This window comes from Corynebacterium lactis RW2-5, from assembly GCF_001274895.1.
In the GTDB taxonomy this organism is placed as follows: Bacteria; Actinomycetota; Actinomycetes; order Mycobacteriales; family Mycobacteriaceae; genus Corynebacterium; species Corynebacterium lactis.
The window spans coordinates 1,512,440-1,526,498 of sequence record NZ_CP006841.1; the positions used below are offsets into that span (position 1 = coordinate 1,512,440).

The 14,059-nt window shown below is 59.6% G+C and carries 10 protein-coding genes, 1 tRNA gene and 3 pseudogenes; 1 reads left to right on the plus strand and 13 read right to left on the minus strand.

The genetic code is table 11. From position 1 onward, the window contains the following. From CLAC_RS06635 to CLAC_RS13140, 4 genes are all read right to left on the minus strand, one after another. Positions 1–729: a superoxide dismutase family protein gene (locus tag CLAC_RS06635; RefSeq protein WP_082313540.1), complete on the minus strand. Its 729-nt coding sequence runs from the start codon at positions 727–729 to the stop codon at positions 1–3. Between the two features lie 127 nt (positions 730–856). Then, positions 857–1,450 (minus strand): DM13 domain-containing protein, encoded by a 594-nt coding sequence (locus CLAC_RS06640; RefSeq protein ID WP_053412233.1) that lies wholly within the window; start codon positions 1,448–1,450, stop codon positions 857–859. A gap of 406 nt (positions 1,451–1,856) precedes the next feature. Continuing rightward, positions 1,857–2,249: an integrase core domain-containing protein gene (locus tag CLAC_RS06645; RefSeq protein ID WP_245621822.1), complete on the minus strand. Its 393-nt coding sequence runs from the start codon at positions 2,247–2,249 to the stop codon at positions 1,857–1,859. After that, entirely contained in the window at positions 2,209–2,625 is a 417-nt protein-coding gene (locus CLAC_RS13140; RefSeq protein WP_156324788.1) for an IS3 family transposase, read from the minus strand. The genes CLAC_RS06645 and CLAC_RS13140 overlap by 41 nt, the downstream gene beginning before the upstream one ends. A 547-nt stretch (positions 2,626–3,172) precedes the next feature. On the opposite strand from CLAC_RS13140, the pseudogene CLAC_RS12635 reads away from it, so the two are divergent. Beyond that, positions 3,173–3,331 (plus strand): annotated as a pseudogene (locus CLAC_RS12635) (IS1249 family transposase); the annotation flags it as partial. A gap of 275 nt (positions 3,332–3,606) precedes the next feature. Here the strand turns inward: CLAC_RS12635 and CLAC_RS06650 are convergent. The 9 genes and pseudogenes from CLAC_RS06650 to CLAC_RS06695 all read right to left on the minus strand — a co-directional run bounded on the left by CLAC_RS06650 (position 3,607) and on the right by CLAC_RS06695 (position 13,934). Then, the gene (locus CLAC_RS06650; protein ID WP_156324789.1) at positions 3,607–5,016 is read right to left on the minus strand and encodes a hypothetical protein; all 1,410 of its coding nucleotides are present in this window, start codon (positions 5,014–5,016) and stop codon (positions 3,607–3,609) included. A 205-nt stretch (positions 5,017–5,221) separates the two neighbouring features. Further along, a pseudogene (locus tag CLAC_RS06655) lies at positions 5,222–6,447 on the minus strand (IS3 family transposase). Positions 6,448–6,659: 212 nt separating this feature from the next. After that, positions 6,660–6,868, minus strand: a pseudogene (locus CLAC_RS13145) (hypothetical protein). Between the two features lie 92 nt (positions 6,869–6,960). Next, a tRNA-Pro gene (locus tag CLAC_RS06670) sits at positions 6,961–7,034 on the minus strand. Between the two features lie 64 nt (positions 7,035–7,098). After that, complete coding sequence (locus tag CLAC_RS06675) at positions 7,099–8,058, minus strand: PASTA domain-containing protein (RefSeq protein ID WP_053412236.1); 960 nt, start codon at positions 8,056–8,058, stop codon at positions 7,099–7,101. Between the two features lie 125 nt (positions 8,059–8,183). Next, positions 8,184–10,487, minus strand: a complete 2,304-nt coding sequence (gene der / locus CLAC_RS06680) for a bifunctional cytidylate kinase/GTPase Der (protein WP_053413325.1) — start codon at positions 10,485–10,487, stop codon at positions 8,184–8,186. Between the two features lie 69 nt (positions 10,488–10,556). Next, positions 10,557–11,546 carry a pseudouridine synthase gene (locus CLAC_RS06685; protein WP_053412237.1) on the minus strand — a complete coding sequence of 330 codons (990 nt, stop codon included), beginning with the start codon at positions 11,544–11,546 and terminating at the stop codon, positions 10,557–10,559. A gap of 315 nt (positions 11,547–11,861) precedes the next feature. Continuing rightward, positions 11,862–12,563, minus strand: a complete 702-nt coding sequence (gene bioD / locus CLAC_RS06690) for a dethiobiotin synthase (RefSeq protein WP_053412238.1) — start codon at positions 12,561–12,563, stop codon at positions 11,862–11,864. Between the two features lie 33 nt (positions 12,564–12,596). Beyond that, positions 12,597–13,934: an adenosylmethionine--8-amino-7-oxononanoate transaminase gene (locus CLAC_RS06695; RefSeq protein WP_082313192.1), complete on the minus strand. Its 1,338-nt coding sequence runs from the start codon at positions 13,932–13,934 to the stop codon at positions 12,597–12,599. Positions 13,935–14,059: the final 125 nt, after the last annotated feature.

The following is a 14,059-nucleotide window of genomic DNA, read 5'->3' on the forward strand; positions in this document are numbered from 1 at the left end:
CTAGCGCTGGATGATGCCGCAGGCCACACGGCTGCCCGCATCGCCCGTGGACAGCGTGTCCTTATCCGGACCCTCGGGCGCGTAACGCTCAGGGATATTGGCGTGATTATCAGCGTCCTCGTGAATGATCAAGGATGTTCCCTCGCCCGCGAAGAGGCCGTCCTTGGTCAGACGATCTGTAGTCACGGTCATGTGGGCCGTGCCATCCTCGCCGACGAGCAGCGAGGGCAGGTCGCCGCTAGCGGGCGTACCGTGGCTGTGGCTGTGGCCGTTGCTGTGGCCGTCGGCAGGCATACCCTGGCCATCAAGGTGCAGGTGACCACCGGCGCTTAAAAAGTCACCCTTCTTTTCCGGCTTGCCCGGCGCGGAGCTGTCTGCCTCGCATTTAGCGACATTGTGTACGTGGAATCCGTGGAAGCCCGGCGTCAAGTTCTTCGCGTCAACGGTGATAGTCATCTCCTTGCCCTCACCCGGCGCGAACGTCGCGGTTCCGACCTCGCCGCCGTTGGCATCCTTCAGCGCGGCGGTGGCAATTGTTTCGCTTGCCGACGACTCCCCGGTCATCGCCGTCTTCGTCTCCTGAGCGGCGTCATTGCCTGTCGAACAGGCAGCGAGCAGCGCCACCGGGACAGCCGCAACTGCGACTGCTGCGGTGGCTACTTTATTGGTCACTGCGCGGCGGCCGAAGATTGTGCGCGCCTGGTGTTGCGCGTGTTGCTGTTGCTGCATGTGTTGCTGCTGTGCGAACATCTCGCCTCTCCCCCGGTCCGGGTTCTTCGCTGGCATTACTTCCCTACTTTCGTGGTCGTTGTTGCTGGTCTTTCGCTGGACTCTCGCTATTTCGCGCTATGTTGCGCTACTTTGCGCTAAGTGCAGCAGCGCCGAAGGATACGTTGAAGTCATCGCACCACAGCACTACTGAGGTCCAATCGTCGACGTTGATATTCGACGGCAAGTCGTAGACCTGGTTGCCGACGTTACCTTTAATCTGGCCGAGGTCAACGTGCTCGTGCTCGCCCGCGACGAACCAGCCGGCTTGGCCCTCGATGACCGGAGCCTTGCTCAACCACACGTGCACGTCCGGACCGTTGGAGGTGTTCAGGTCGGACAGCACCAGTTGCGACTTGCCCGTCGCCGAGTCCTTCACAATCGAGGCGGTGCCGGTCGTCGAGTGCTCATGTGAGATGAAGGTGCCCTGAGCGATCAGTGCGGGGCCGTTGGCCGCATTCTTGCCGGAGTCCATCGCGTCCATCGCGTCGGTCTTTTCCATTTTCCCGCTCTGCTCCGGTGCCATGGCGCTGGTGGTGCTAGTGGTGGCTACGACATCCGGAATAGCGTCGTCGACGCGCTGGTCGATGAACAGCAGCCACGGCTTGAACAACAATGCCGCACCCAGTAGTAACGCAACAGCTACGAGTGCGCCATTGCGGAAGCCTGTCTTCTTCCACACAGGCCGGGTTTGATTGCTCTTGGATGTCCCCTCTTCCCTCGCGGATGTTATTGTGCTGGAAACTGGGTTGGTTGGGTTGTTTGAGCTGTTCGGGATGCTTGGAGTGTTTTTGTTGTTTGCTTCGCTTGCATTCATGATTCTTTCCAATCGCTAGTACCGCCAGCAGCTACGTCTGACGAAGTGCTATTCCCGAACATTCTTGCCGGGACTTTCATAGGTGCATACGAAACTTGGTTTCCATATGGATTGGAAAAACAATCAGAATGTGTGGCGCATCACAATTGCGGCCGTCCTCCATCCCCTCAAGCACTCCCTCCCCTCTCTCCCTCTCTTGTTAGGGCGGGATCATGTTGTAGGCGCGTTATAGCGCAACATCAACATGATTGAAGTTCCCCGGGTTTTGTTCCTAGGCATTTGCCTTGATTTCTATTTTTCCCTGTGGCCGGTTCTGATTCCAAAATTCGGTTTCCACCTCGGTTGGGGTGCGGTATCCCAAGCTTTGGTGGAGCCTATCTTCGTTCCACCACGACACCCACTCAAACGTGGCAATTTCCACCTCGACAACATCATCCCACCTGCGAGTATGGATTAGCTCGTTGTTGTAAGAGTCGTTAACGTTTTCAGCCAGTGCATTGTCATAGGAATCCCCGACAGTTCCGGTAGAAGCGGCAATCCCGTGCCCAGCAAGTCGCTCGTTGTAGACAACGCTGACATACTGCAAGCCGTGATCCGAATAGTGAATGAGCCCTGTTGTTTGTTCAGCACACACGATCGCCTGGTTGAGCGCTTGCAGTGGCAACGCTTGAAGTCCGCATCGAGTCCGATAGCGCCCACCCAACTATCCGTCGGGAGTAAACGTCGGAAATAAAAGCCGCGTACACAAAGCCTTTCTTCGTGCGCACGTAGGTAATGTCTGCCACCCATAGCTTGCTCGGGCCCTGGGCTGTGAATTCACGCTCGACCAAGTCAGGGCGCAGATCAGGCACGTAAGGCTTACGGGTTGTGATAGGTGATCTGCCTTTGCCTTTGCCAGACACACCGGCCAGGCGCATCAGGCGAGCAGTTTGTTCACGACCGATATCAATTCCGTCACGGCGAAAAGCATGCCACATTTTCCGCACACCGTAGACACTGTAATTATCCCGATGAACAGAACTAATGCGTTCAATCAGCACAGTATCGCGAAGGCGACGAGCACTTCAATCCACGGGCCTTAGACTGGCGATACCCACGCGAGGTGATCAACCCACCAGCTCGGTTATTTTTCAACATCTTACAGATGAACTCGACAGAGAAACTACTCCGGTATTCATCGATAACCCGGATCATATCCTTTCGTTTGGGGTCGAGTTCCGACGCGAAAAAGCTAAGGCAGCTTTTAAAAGTTCATTAGTGTCGCGTAGCTCTTGATTTTCACGGCGTCGCCTGGCGTTTTCGGCGGCCAAATCTTCAGGCACGAGTTCTGGGACGTTTCCTGCACGGCGGGCCTGCTGCATCCATTGACGAGCTGTGTGCCATCAAACCCCCAGCTTTCAGGCTACTTACCTGGAACGCGGGGAGCATCGACATATTTTCCGCCAAGATGCGATCCTCCACAAGACGAACCACACGGCCCCTTCGCATCCTGATCAAACTTCCTCGGCATGTTCGAAGATTTTCCCATCAACTCAAACGGAACAAAAACTGGGACACTTCAATTCCGCAATTTGCGGGCAAGCTCACAGGCAGTGCAATTTCGGACAAAACCAACTTGCCAAAGCCACAAATCTTGTCTTAGAAGACCACAACAAAGCCGACCTGAAAACAGGCCGACCAGGCTTCTATGACAACCCTATCCCAACCGAGTACAACCAGTCGATAGGAATCCGGAAAGGCCCATGAAATAAGAAGAAGTGTGCCCAACAGGCGACGCGCCGATCGGACACACTTTTTGTATCTTAGCCCGGAAACTACGGTGATTACTTGTTGCACAGCGTTAACGCACACAACCGGACGGCTCGCAAAGGACTCTGCGGGCTTCATCGGAGCCGCCACGTCCTAGTTCACGAATCGGAATTCGATTATCTGGGCTCTGAGAACGCATGGTGTCGACTTCTTCTGGGGCACGTAGAGAGTCAGCCCCGTATCGAAAAGTTAGAACAGTGAGACGACTTGTATTAGTTTTCTGCAGTAGCCCGATAGACTAAGCGACTTTCATTGTCCCGAGTCTCTGTAACCTCGAGATTTTTAATTCGCATCGACTCATTTTCAATGTTCAGACGACCGTTTTTCACCTGAGTGTCCTTGGGCAAAGGTACGATAATATGATTCTCCTTAGTGATTACGGAGAAATCTTGGAAATCTGCACTGCCACCCTTTGATTGGTACGAAGCGAAGAATCCAGTAGTGATTTCCTTTCCACGGTGTCGGATAAAGTTTTTCCCTCCATAACTCCCCTTTACCTTACTGGTATCGACAATCAGGTACGGAATCGTTTTATCAGCCTCTGCGTTATCTATAGGTTCTATAGCTTTTGCAAGGTCATCATTGGTGGCCTTCAAATCTTCTTTGACTGATTTCTCCACTTGAGGATTAGGATTCTCTTCTAGTGGATTAATTTCGCCGAGAAGCGCGTCGGCAGGAGTCTTATTGCTTCGGAGGAAATGTTCCTTCCAATCAGGCTTTTTGACGTCCAGCAGTATTCCTGCGACGTACCCAATCTCGTAGCTCTCGACATCTGCTGCGCCGAAGACTGTATCTCGCTGAATCAGCTTTTTTTCTTCATCCCGACGTTGCTCGGAAGTGATGTTTTTCGTTTCGATCGTTGCGAGGTTCTCCACGTAACGAGCGTGACCTTCAGCAATATCTGTCCATGCAACTGCTTTATACTCTTCCGGGAACTCCGTCTTCCACTGGTTGTGCCAATAGGCAGCGCGACGCAGGAATTTATCTGATTCTCCCTCGTTATCAACGGCCTGAACTAGGTTATGGTAAATCATCTGCCGCAGTAGACGAGGGCGCGTCTGCAGCGGGTAGTCCTGGGCGCGTCCTTCGCCTTCAGATTCCGGAGCCAAATCCTCCTGGTGATAGAAGTGCACAAGCTCATGCGAAGCGAAGCGATACAGCTCTGAAGCATCAGCATCTTTTTCGCGAGTTTCTTTACTGGTAGAAAGAAGGATAGCGCTCCGGCCCTCCAGAGATCCTGGGCTGTAGCCGCCCGGCATGGGGGCTGTTAGTCCCTCAACTTCTTTTTCACTGACTTGGCGGGCGCCATTCGTATCTACGGCCCATACTCGTTGAGCTTTATTTGATTCATCCAAATCGAAGACTACGGCTACATGTTTAGTGTAGTCAGCACCAGGCCAGACCTTATCAATCGCAGGCCAGTGCTTATTGACTTTCGCAGCCAAAGCCTTGATATGTGGTGCTACTTCAACTGATGGAACTTTCGAGAATGCGGAATTGGATTTGTGCGCTGCAGCTGTGTTGTCGGTTGATTGCGTTGAGCATCCTGCGATCAATGAGCCGAGGAGGAGGGGGGTGACTACCGCTACAATAGGACGGCTTAAAAAACGGCGCGTTGACATCAAGCGACCTCTTTTCACACGCGTGTAAATCTATGTTCATGAGGCTGTACTAGCCTCTGACATAGAGGGTAAGACCTCGAATTATGACCAGCATCTAAACGCCCTTAGATTTCAATGTGAACTCAAAACTAATTTAATGTAACCATGTTATGAATTGCTAGAATCTATGGAACACTGAAGCGTTCTGGGTTTAGTTCCGCTTCTTTTACGACCCCGTGTTGATGGTTTCGGTGAGATAGTACTCGGTTTCTACTTCTTGCGGGGTGGCGTAGTCCAATGCTTGATGAAGACGCTTGGTATTCCACCAGTGAACCCACCGCAAGGTGGCCAGTTCAACTTCTCCTACTGATGTCCACGGGCCTTGTGCGTGGATGAGTTCAGCCTTGTAGAGCCCGTTGACGGTTTCAGCCAGAGCGTTGTCATAAAAATCGCCAACTGTTCCCACACTCGGTCGGATCCCGGATTGCGCCAATGCCGTGGAGTACTTCAACGACACATACTGACTTCCCCTATCACTGTGGTGGATCAGCTGGTTTCCATGGATTCGACCAGCAGTAGTAAGAGCATGCTCTAAAGCTTCCATAGGAAGTGCATCTGTACGCATCGTAGAGCGTGTGGCAACGCCGACAATCTTCCGATTGAATACATCAATAACAAACGCGGTGTACGCGAATCCCGAAAGGGTGCGTACGTAAGTGATATCAGCTACCCACAGCCTCCCAGGAGCCTAGGCAAGGAAATTTCGCTGAACCAAATCTGGGCGATGATCCGGGACTTTCGCACGGATCGTTGTCACCGGATTACGCCCACGACGCCGGCCGCTCACACCTGCTAGTTTCATCAAACGTGCGGTCTTGTCTCGTCCAATTCGGTAGCCTTGACGGTTCATCGCGTGCCACATTTTGCGGATGCCGTAGACCGAGAAGTTCTCTGCATGCACGCGTTGAATTTCTGGAACCAGCAAGCTATCACTCAAGGCTCTAGCACTGGGAATGCGTATCCTGGCTTTCCGGTAACCGCGGGAAGTGATGAAACCACGATCTGTCTGTGAAAGAATGCGGCAGATGGCCTCGACCCCAAACTGCTCCTTGTAAGCGTCAATGTAGGAGATCATCTGGTCGTGGGTCGGTCGAGTTCCGCCGCGAAAAAAGCCGATGCTGTCTTAAGAATCCCGTTGGCTCGTTTAAGCTCGCGGTTTTCCCGACGTAGCCGCTTGAGTTCTTCTTCCATTGATTCCCCGCCTGCTGGCTCGGCTGCATAACGAGTTAAGAGGCTATCGCGGTACCAGGCTCGTAACGTGTGGTGGGATACACCAAGGAGTTCGCCGACTTCCTCGTAGGCGCGTTGCAGTGAACAGGACTCCAGGCGCACCATTTCAACGATCTGATGGACCGCCTTCTCCTTGAACTCGACAGAATACTTCTTGGGCATAGTGTTCAATCCTTCCCTAGTTGAGGTAGGAACTAAACCCAGGACGCTTCATTTCCTTTCGTTTTGGGTCGAGTTCTGACGCGAAAAGCTAAGGCAGCTGTTAAAAGTTCATTGGTGTCGCGTAGCTCTTGATTTTCACGGCGTAGCCTGGCGTTTTCGGCGGCCAAGTCTTCAGGCACGGGTTCTGGGATGTTTCCTGCACTGCGGGCCTGCTAAGTCCATTGACGAGCTGTGCGCCATCACCCCCAGCTTTCGGGCTACTTACCTGGCAGGCGGCTTGCATCGACATATTTTCCGCCAAGATGCGATCCTCCACAAGACGAACCACACGGCCCCTTCGCATCCTGGTCAAATTTCCTCGGCATGTTCGAAGATTTGCCACCACGACACCCCGCCACCACGCCCCCCCCCTCTCAACCATCCGCAACCGACCAAAACCAGCACCCCGCCCCAAGAAACAGTAAAGGCCAGGAACCCGAGCCTTAAACTCGAACTCCCAGCCTTATAAAACTGTCGGGCTGACCGGATTTGAACCGACGACCCCTTCACCCCCAGTGAAGTGCGCTACCAAACTGCGCTACAGCCCGTGTGCACCAGAGTGCAACGGAAACCAGATTACATCATTGGCGTTTAAACCAACGAATCCCCCGCTTATTGCAGGTAAATCGTCACCGGGGTGTCCATCGTGACCATCGCGCCCTCCGCGGGATCGATAGACGCCACCTTCCCCAGAATCGCCGCCGCAGAGTTGGTCGGATTGCCCTCGGCGTCGACCACCTTGATGTTGTTGAAGCCGTTGGTGCGCAGCTCAATTTCCACGGTCGCGGGGCTCTTACCTGCAACATCGACCGGAATGTTGCCGATGCCCGACGTGTTATCACCGAACCCCGGAATCGCGGGCGGCGCCTGCCTCAACCGGTCCAGCTCTTCCTGCAGACGATCGCGCGTCTCTCCGATGGTGCCGCTCGGGTCGAGGCTCTCTAGTGGGCTAGAAGTCTCCGTGCTTTCCGACGTCGACGGCGACGTCGTCGTGCTACTCGACGTTGTCGTACTCGACATCGGCGCCGGAGTCTGGGCGTTGTCCGAGCCTCCGGAGGTGAAGTTCATCACCAGCGCTACCAGCGCAACGATGACGACTAACGCCACCACCGCGACGATGGCCAGCGACTTTCCGATTCCGGAACCGCCAGAGTCCCGCTCGCCCCGGTCGCGACCACCACGACCATCACGGTCGTCATAGCCGCCCTGGCCATTACCGTAGCCACCAGCGTCGGCGCCGGCCGCTGCGTCGCCCGCACCGTAGCCGGAGTTTTGGTTGGTGTTGGAGTAGCCGCGTTCTTCGTCGGTAAGCGGAGCCCAGTACTGGCCGCTGCCCTGGCCTCCTTGGCTTCCCTGCTGGTTCTGGGCCGGGCGCGGAGTGTCGAAGCGTGTCTCGGCTGTGGCATCAGGGTAGCTGTTGTCTGCGAAGTCCGCGTCGGGGTTGTAGCCCTGCCCACGCCCGCGGCCGGCGCCCGCGCCTGAGTTCGGGCGCGGGATGTAGCGTGTCGAGGAGTCGTCCCCGTAAGCGTCGCGGGCGTACGGGTCCTGGGGGTTGTTGTTGCGGCCACTCATTTTTGGTGCTCCTACTCCTCGTGGGGTTCGGGACTGGCAACTTTTTCAGTAGCTTTCCAACGTGCCAGCAAAAAGCCCTCGAAGCAACCGCGTAGGTCACATCGAGGGCTTTGTTCTCTGTGGGCTTACTTGCGCTTGCGCTTCTCACGCACTCGCACGGCGATCCGCACCGGCGAGCCTTCGAAACCGAATTCCTCGCGGAGCTTGCGCTCCAGGAAGCGGCGGTAGCCGTGCTCCAGGAATCCGGTGGTAAACAGCACAATCACCGGTGGGCGTGACGACGCCTGGGTCGCGAACAGCACGCGCGGCTGGCGGCCACCGCGCAGTGGCGGCGGGTTCTGCTGCATGATCGCGCGCAGCCAGGTGTTCAACCGGCCGGTGGAGATGCGCTTGTCCCAGGACTCCAGCGCCTCCAGCATCGCGGGCTCCAGCTTCTGGACTGCGCGACCGGTCTTGGCGGAGATGTTCACGCGGCGCGCCCATGGCACGTGCGAAAGCTGCAGGTCAATCTCGCGCTCGAGAAGCTCGCGGCGGTCCTCGTCCATCAGGTCCCACTTGTTGTAGGCCACCACCAGGGCTCGACCGGAGTCGATAATCATGCGCAACACGCGCTGATCCTGCTCGGCGATTGGCTCGGAGGCGTCCACCAGGAAGATGCAGACCTCAGCGTTGTCGATAGTCGAGCGGGTGCGCAGCGAGGCGTAGAACTCATGCCCCTTGGCGGACTTGGTCTTCTTGCGGATACCCGCAGTATCGACGAAGCGCCAGAGCTGCTCGTCCATCTGCACCAAGGAGTCGACCGGGTCGACGGTCGTGCCGGCGACATCGCTGACGACGGCGCGCTCCTCGCCGGAGAGCTTGTTCAGCAGCGAGGACTTGCCCACGTTCGGCTTGCCAATCAGCGCCACGCGGCGCGGCCCCGTCGGCAGCGACTTCGCGCGCGGGACCTCCGGGAAGGAGGCGACGACCTGGTCCATCACGTCGGCGTTGCCGCGCCCGTGCAGCGCCGAGGTCGGGTGCGGCTCACCGAGGCCCAGGGCCCAGAACTCGGCGACGTCGCCCAGCTGGGAGTCGGACTCGAACTTGTTGGCCGCGAGGATGACCGGTTGCTCGGCTCGCTGCAGGCGCCGCGCCATGACCTCCTCAGTGGCGGTGATGCCGACGGTAGTGTCGACGACCATGACGATGACGTCGGCGGTCTCCATCGCAACCTCGGCCTGGCGCGCAATCGCCGCGTGCATTCCCTTGGCATCCGGGTCCCAGCCGCCGGTGTCCTGCACCCAGAATCGGCGCCCGCCCCAGTCGCCCAGGTAGGAGATGCGGTCTCGCGTGACGCCGGGGAAGTCCTCCACCACCGCTTCACGACGACCAATAAACCGGTTGACCATCGTGGACTTGCCCACGTTCGGACGCCCCACAATAGCGACGGTCGGAAGTGCTTCTTCTTCCTCGTCGGAGACGCCGAGAGCGGCGAAAGCCTCCTCCAGCTCCTCCCAGTCCTCTTGGCTGTCGAGCTGGCCAGCCTCGGCGCGCTCGATAGCCTCAGCGATGACGGTTTCGTGGTCGGCCAGGGTGCGGTCGATTATCTCGTCCGTGCTGGCGTGGGCACCCTCCGTGCCCGGCGCGTTATCGGAGTCGACGTTGGCGACCAGGTCACCGTAGCTAGAGTCCTGGCCCGCGCCGAGGTTGCCTGCGCCGTATTCCTCGTTGTCTACGTCGTCCCAGTCCATTGTCGAGCCCGGGTAGCCGGCCTCCACGACGTCGAGGACATTTTCAACTACCTCGTCGATGTCCATCTCCGAGGTGTCCAGGATGAACGCGTCCTCGGCAGGCTTCAGCGGCGAGGTCGCCCGGCTGCTATCGAGTTCGTCGCGGCGGACGACGTCGGCAAGCACGGTGTCGAAGTTGACCTCGCGGCCGGCGGCGACGTCTTGGTCGAAGCGGCGCTGAGCGCGAACCTCGGCGGAGGCGGTCATGAAGATCTTGGCGGGAACGTCCGGCAGGACGACGGTTCCGATGTCGCGGCCTTCGACGACGCAGCGGCCGGCGGCGTCGGCAAGCTGGCGCTGGAGGGCGACCAGGTTCTCGCGCACGGCGGGAATCGCGGAGACGGCGCTGACGTTGCGGGTGACCTCGGCGCCGCGAATCTCGGCGGAGACGTCCTCGCCGTTAAGGATGACGGCGGTGGAGGTCGGGTCGTCGGAGACTTCCATCGGCAGGGCCGAGGTGGCCTCTACAACGGCGTCGGTGTCTGCCGGGTCGATACCCTGGCGCAGCACCCACAGGGTGGCGACGCGGTACATCGCGCCGGTGTCCAAGTACTTCGCGTCCAGCTCCTGGGCTACCTTGCGGGAGACGGTGGACTTGCCGGTTCCGGAGGGGCCGTCGATGGCGACGAGCAGCGCCTCGCCGTGAAAGTTCTCGCTCATGGGCGCTCCTTGGGGGTCAATGTTGTCGGTGTCGTAGAACGAGGTCGAATTGGTGCGTGCGTCGGCCATTTACATCCCCACAGCGTTGTAGAGGGAGGTCAGCTCCGCGCGGTTGAGCGCACGCAGCGCACCCGGGGTCTGCTCGCCCAGCTGGACGGTGTGAATCTTGGTGCGTACCAGGCGCTCGACGGGGAATCCTGCGGTCTTGAGCATACGGCGGACGATGTGCTTGCGCCCCTCGTGCAGCTCGATGCGGACGATGGAGCGGCCCTGCCAGACGTCGATGATCTGGGCCATATCGGCCTTGGCGATGCCGTCGTCGAGCTCGATGCCCTTCTCCAGCTCGCGCATGACCTTCGCGTCGACCTCGCCGACGACGGTGGCCATGTAGGTCTTGGTGACCTCGTAGCTCGGGTGCATCAGGCGGTTGGCCAGCTCGCCGTCGTTGGTCAGCAGCAGCAGGCCCTCGGTAGCGGCGTCGAGGCGGCCGACGTGGAAGAGGCGCTGGCCGGAGCTGATCTTCTCGCCGATGATGTCGCCGACGCAGGGGCGGCCCATGTCATCGTGCATGGTCGACTGCACGCCGCGCGGCTTGTTCAGGATGAAGTACTGCATGTCCTCGTTGACGATCACGCGGGAGCCATCGACGCGGATCACCGCGGTGTTCGGGTCGACGCGGACGCCCTGGCGGGTGACGATCTTGCCGTCGACCTCCACGCGGCCTTCGTCGATGAGCTTTTCCGCCATACGGCGCGATGCGACACCGGCCTGCGCGAGCACCTTCTGCAGGCGCAGGCCCTCGCCGGACTGGTCGTGCCCGTGTCCGTGCTTGCCCGGGCCGCGACGGCCTCCAGCGACGTGCTGGTGGCGCGCCGGGCGGGCGTTGGAGACGTAGACATCCTTCGCGTGGACGTTGGAAACCTCGACGTTTTCGCCGCCCGAGCGGCGGTTGCGTGCGCGCTGGGCGTTGTTCGCGCGGTTCGAGTGCGAGTGATTGTTGCTGGAGCGGTTGCGTCCGTTGCGGTCCGGTGTACCTTCTCGGCGAGCGGGTTTAGCCACGATTCTTTACTTCCTTCGACTGCCATCTATCGGCGTTGGAGAATGATTTTCGCTGTAGAGAACAAGCGTCCGCGACGCTCTCACTTCCCGTCGCTCTCGTCATACCCGTCCCTCGCCCGTCCGGTCTCACGGCCGTGAAATGCAAAACGCGGCCATTGCGGCCGCGGGGACTTAAAGAAATGCCTTCCAAGAGGATGTAAAAGAGAAAGCCTCGCGCCTTGTCGTGTGCCAATCCTAGCACAGGCAGGAGCTTTGTCTGGAAAACGCAGGAATCCCCACGCCGCTAGGCCCCGGAAACCCGCCCCTTAGAGTCGCCTACAGTTTCGCAATCCACTCGCGCAACGCCGCCTCTTCGAACCAGCCGGGTGCCTGCGCCTCGAAGGTCTCGCGGTCTAGCTCACCCGCGCCGTCGGCCGCCGAGCCCAGCAGCGGCAGGCCTGTAATGCGCGGCAGCTGCTCAAGATTTGTCTCGATAATCGGGTCGGTCTGCGCGGGCAGCTTGCCGCCGAGAAGCGCAGTGACTTCCACGCCGCGCCCCCGCGCGACCTCGACCGTGAGCTCCGCCTCGTTCAGGCAGCCCAAATCCAGCCTGGTCACCACCACCATTTGATGCCCCGGAAGGTGCCCCGCGAGCTCCGGCAGCGCCCAGTCCTCGCCGAGCCGCACGAGCAGCCCGCCCGCGCCCTCGACCAGCACCACACGGTTGGACCCGGCGGCGTCGATAAGCCTGATCTTCTCCGCGATCTCGCCGACCTCCGGAAGCCGCATGCCCGCCCGCTGCGCCGCGGCGACCGGCGCCATCGGCTCGGGGTAACGCTCGAATCCATGCAGGTTGGTCTCCCCCGTCAGATCCCTGACCGTGTCCAGGTCACCGCCGTCTTTTCCGGGAACGCCGGTCTGAATTGGCTTGACGACGTGCACCTCTTTACCGGCCCCTCTAAGAGCTGTGGCGAGGGCCGCCGTTGCAATTGTTTTTCCAATGTCGGTGCCGGTGCCGGTGACCAGGACGACAGTCATGGGTGTTTCTCCTTGTGGGCTTCGCGGTTTCGTTTAGGGGTGGGTGCGCGTTTCCTCGGCGCGGACTATCGCGGCGATGGCGGTACAGATGCGGTCGACCTCGTCGTCGGTGCAGATGTACGGCGGCATGGTGTAGACCAGCTTGCCGAAGGGGCGCAGCCATACGCCCGCATCCACGGCGGCCTTGGTAGCCAGTGCCATGTCGACGAGCCGACGCATCTCCACCACGCCGATGGCGCCAAGAACTCGGACATCGGCGACGGCGTCGCTGGTCGCCAGCGGCTCCAGCTGCCGGAACAGTCGTTTTTCAATGCGCGGCACGTCGCTGCGCCAGGCACCTTCCTCGATGAGGTCCAGCTGTGCCGAGGCCACCGCGCACGCCAGCGGGTTGCCCATGAACGTCGGGCCGTGCATGAGACCGCCGCCAGCGCCGGAGGAGATGGCACGGGCAACTTCGGCCGTAGTGAGGGTTGCGGCGAAGCTCATGAACCCGCCGGTTAAGGCCTTGCCGACGCACATGATGTCCGGCACGATGCCTGCCGCCTGTGTCGTAAACAGGTCTCCGGCGCGGCCGAATCCGGTGGCGATCTCGTCGGCAATCAGGAGGATTCCGCGCCTGTCACAGAGCTCGCGGAGTCCGACTAGCAGCTCGTGGTCATGGAAGCGCATTCCGCCTGCACCCTGGACGACGGGTTCGACGATGACGCCGGCGACAGAGTCGTCGATAAGCGAATCGAAGTGGGCGAGGTAGGCGGCGCGAGTCTCGGCGGAAGAACCGCGCGGGGGTGGGACATCGGCGAAGACCTGCGGCGACCACTGCCCTGCCCACAGTGAATGCATACCGCCTTCGGGGTCGCAGACGCTCATTGGGGCGCGAGTGTCGCCGTGATAGCCGCCGCGCCAGGTGGCCAGGCGTGTGCGCTCCGGGTGGCCGATCGCCTGGCTGTACTGCAGCGCCATCTTGATGGCGACCTCGACGGAGACCGAGCCGGAGTCCGAGAAGAACACCGCGTCGAAGCCGGGACCCGCGAGACGCAGGAGCTTCTGCGCCAGCTCGATGGCCGGGCGGTGCGTCAGCCCGCCGAACATGACGTGCGACATCTTCGCGGCCTGCCGGGTTGCGGCCTCGACCAGCTTCGGGTGGCTGTGGCCGTGGCAGGCGGCCCACCAGCTGCTCATGCCGTCTATGAGCTCGCGGCCGTCGGCGAGGCGAAGGTAGACACCGTGGGCTTCCTCGACGAGCTGCGGGGAGACCGGAGCGGGGATTGGCCCATAGGGGTGCCAGATGTGCTCGGCGTCGAATTGGGCGAGGGTTGCCGGAGTCGGCGACTCGGGGCTTGCTGCGTTTGTTTGGGCGGCGGGGCGATTCACAACCACCAACGTTATCGCACGTCAGCAGTTGACTTGAACGGCGTTCGTGGGCACGGCCCTGTTTGGAGGTAACACCAGAGGAGACCGACCACAAAGACGCCTTCCAAAAACACCACTCGAACACT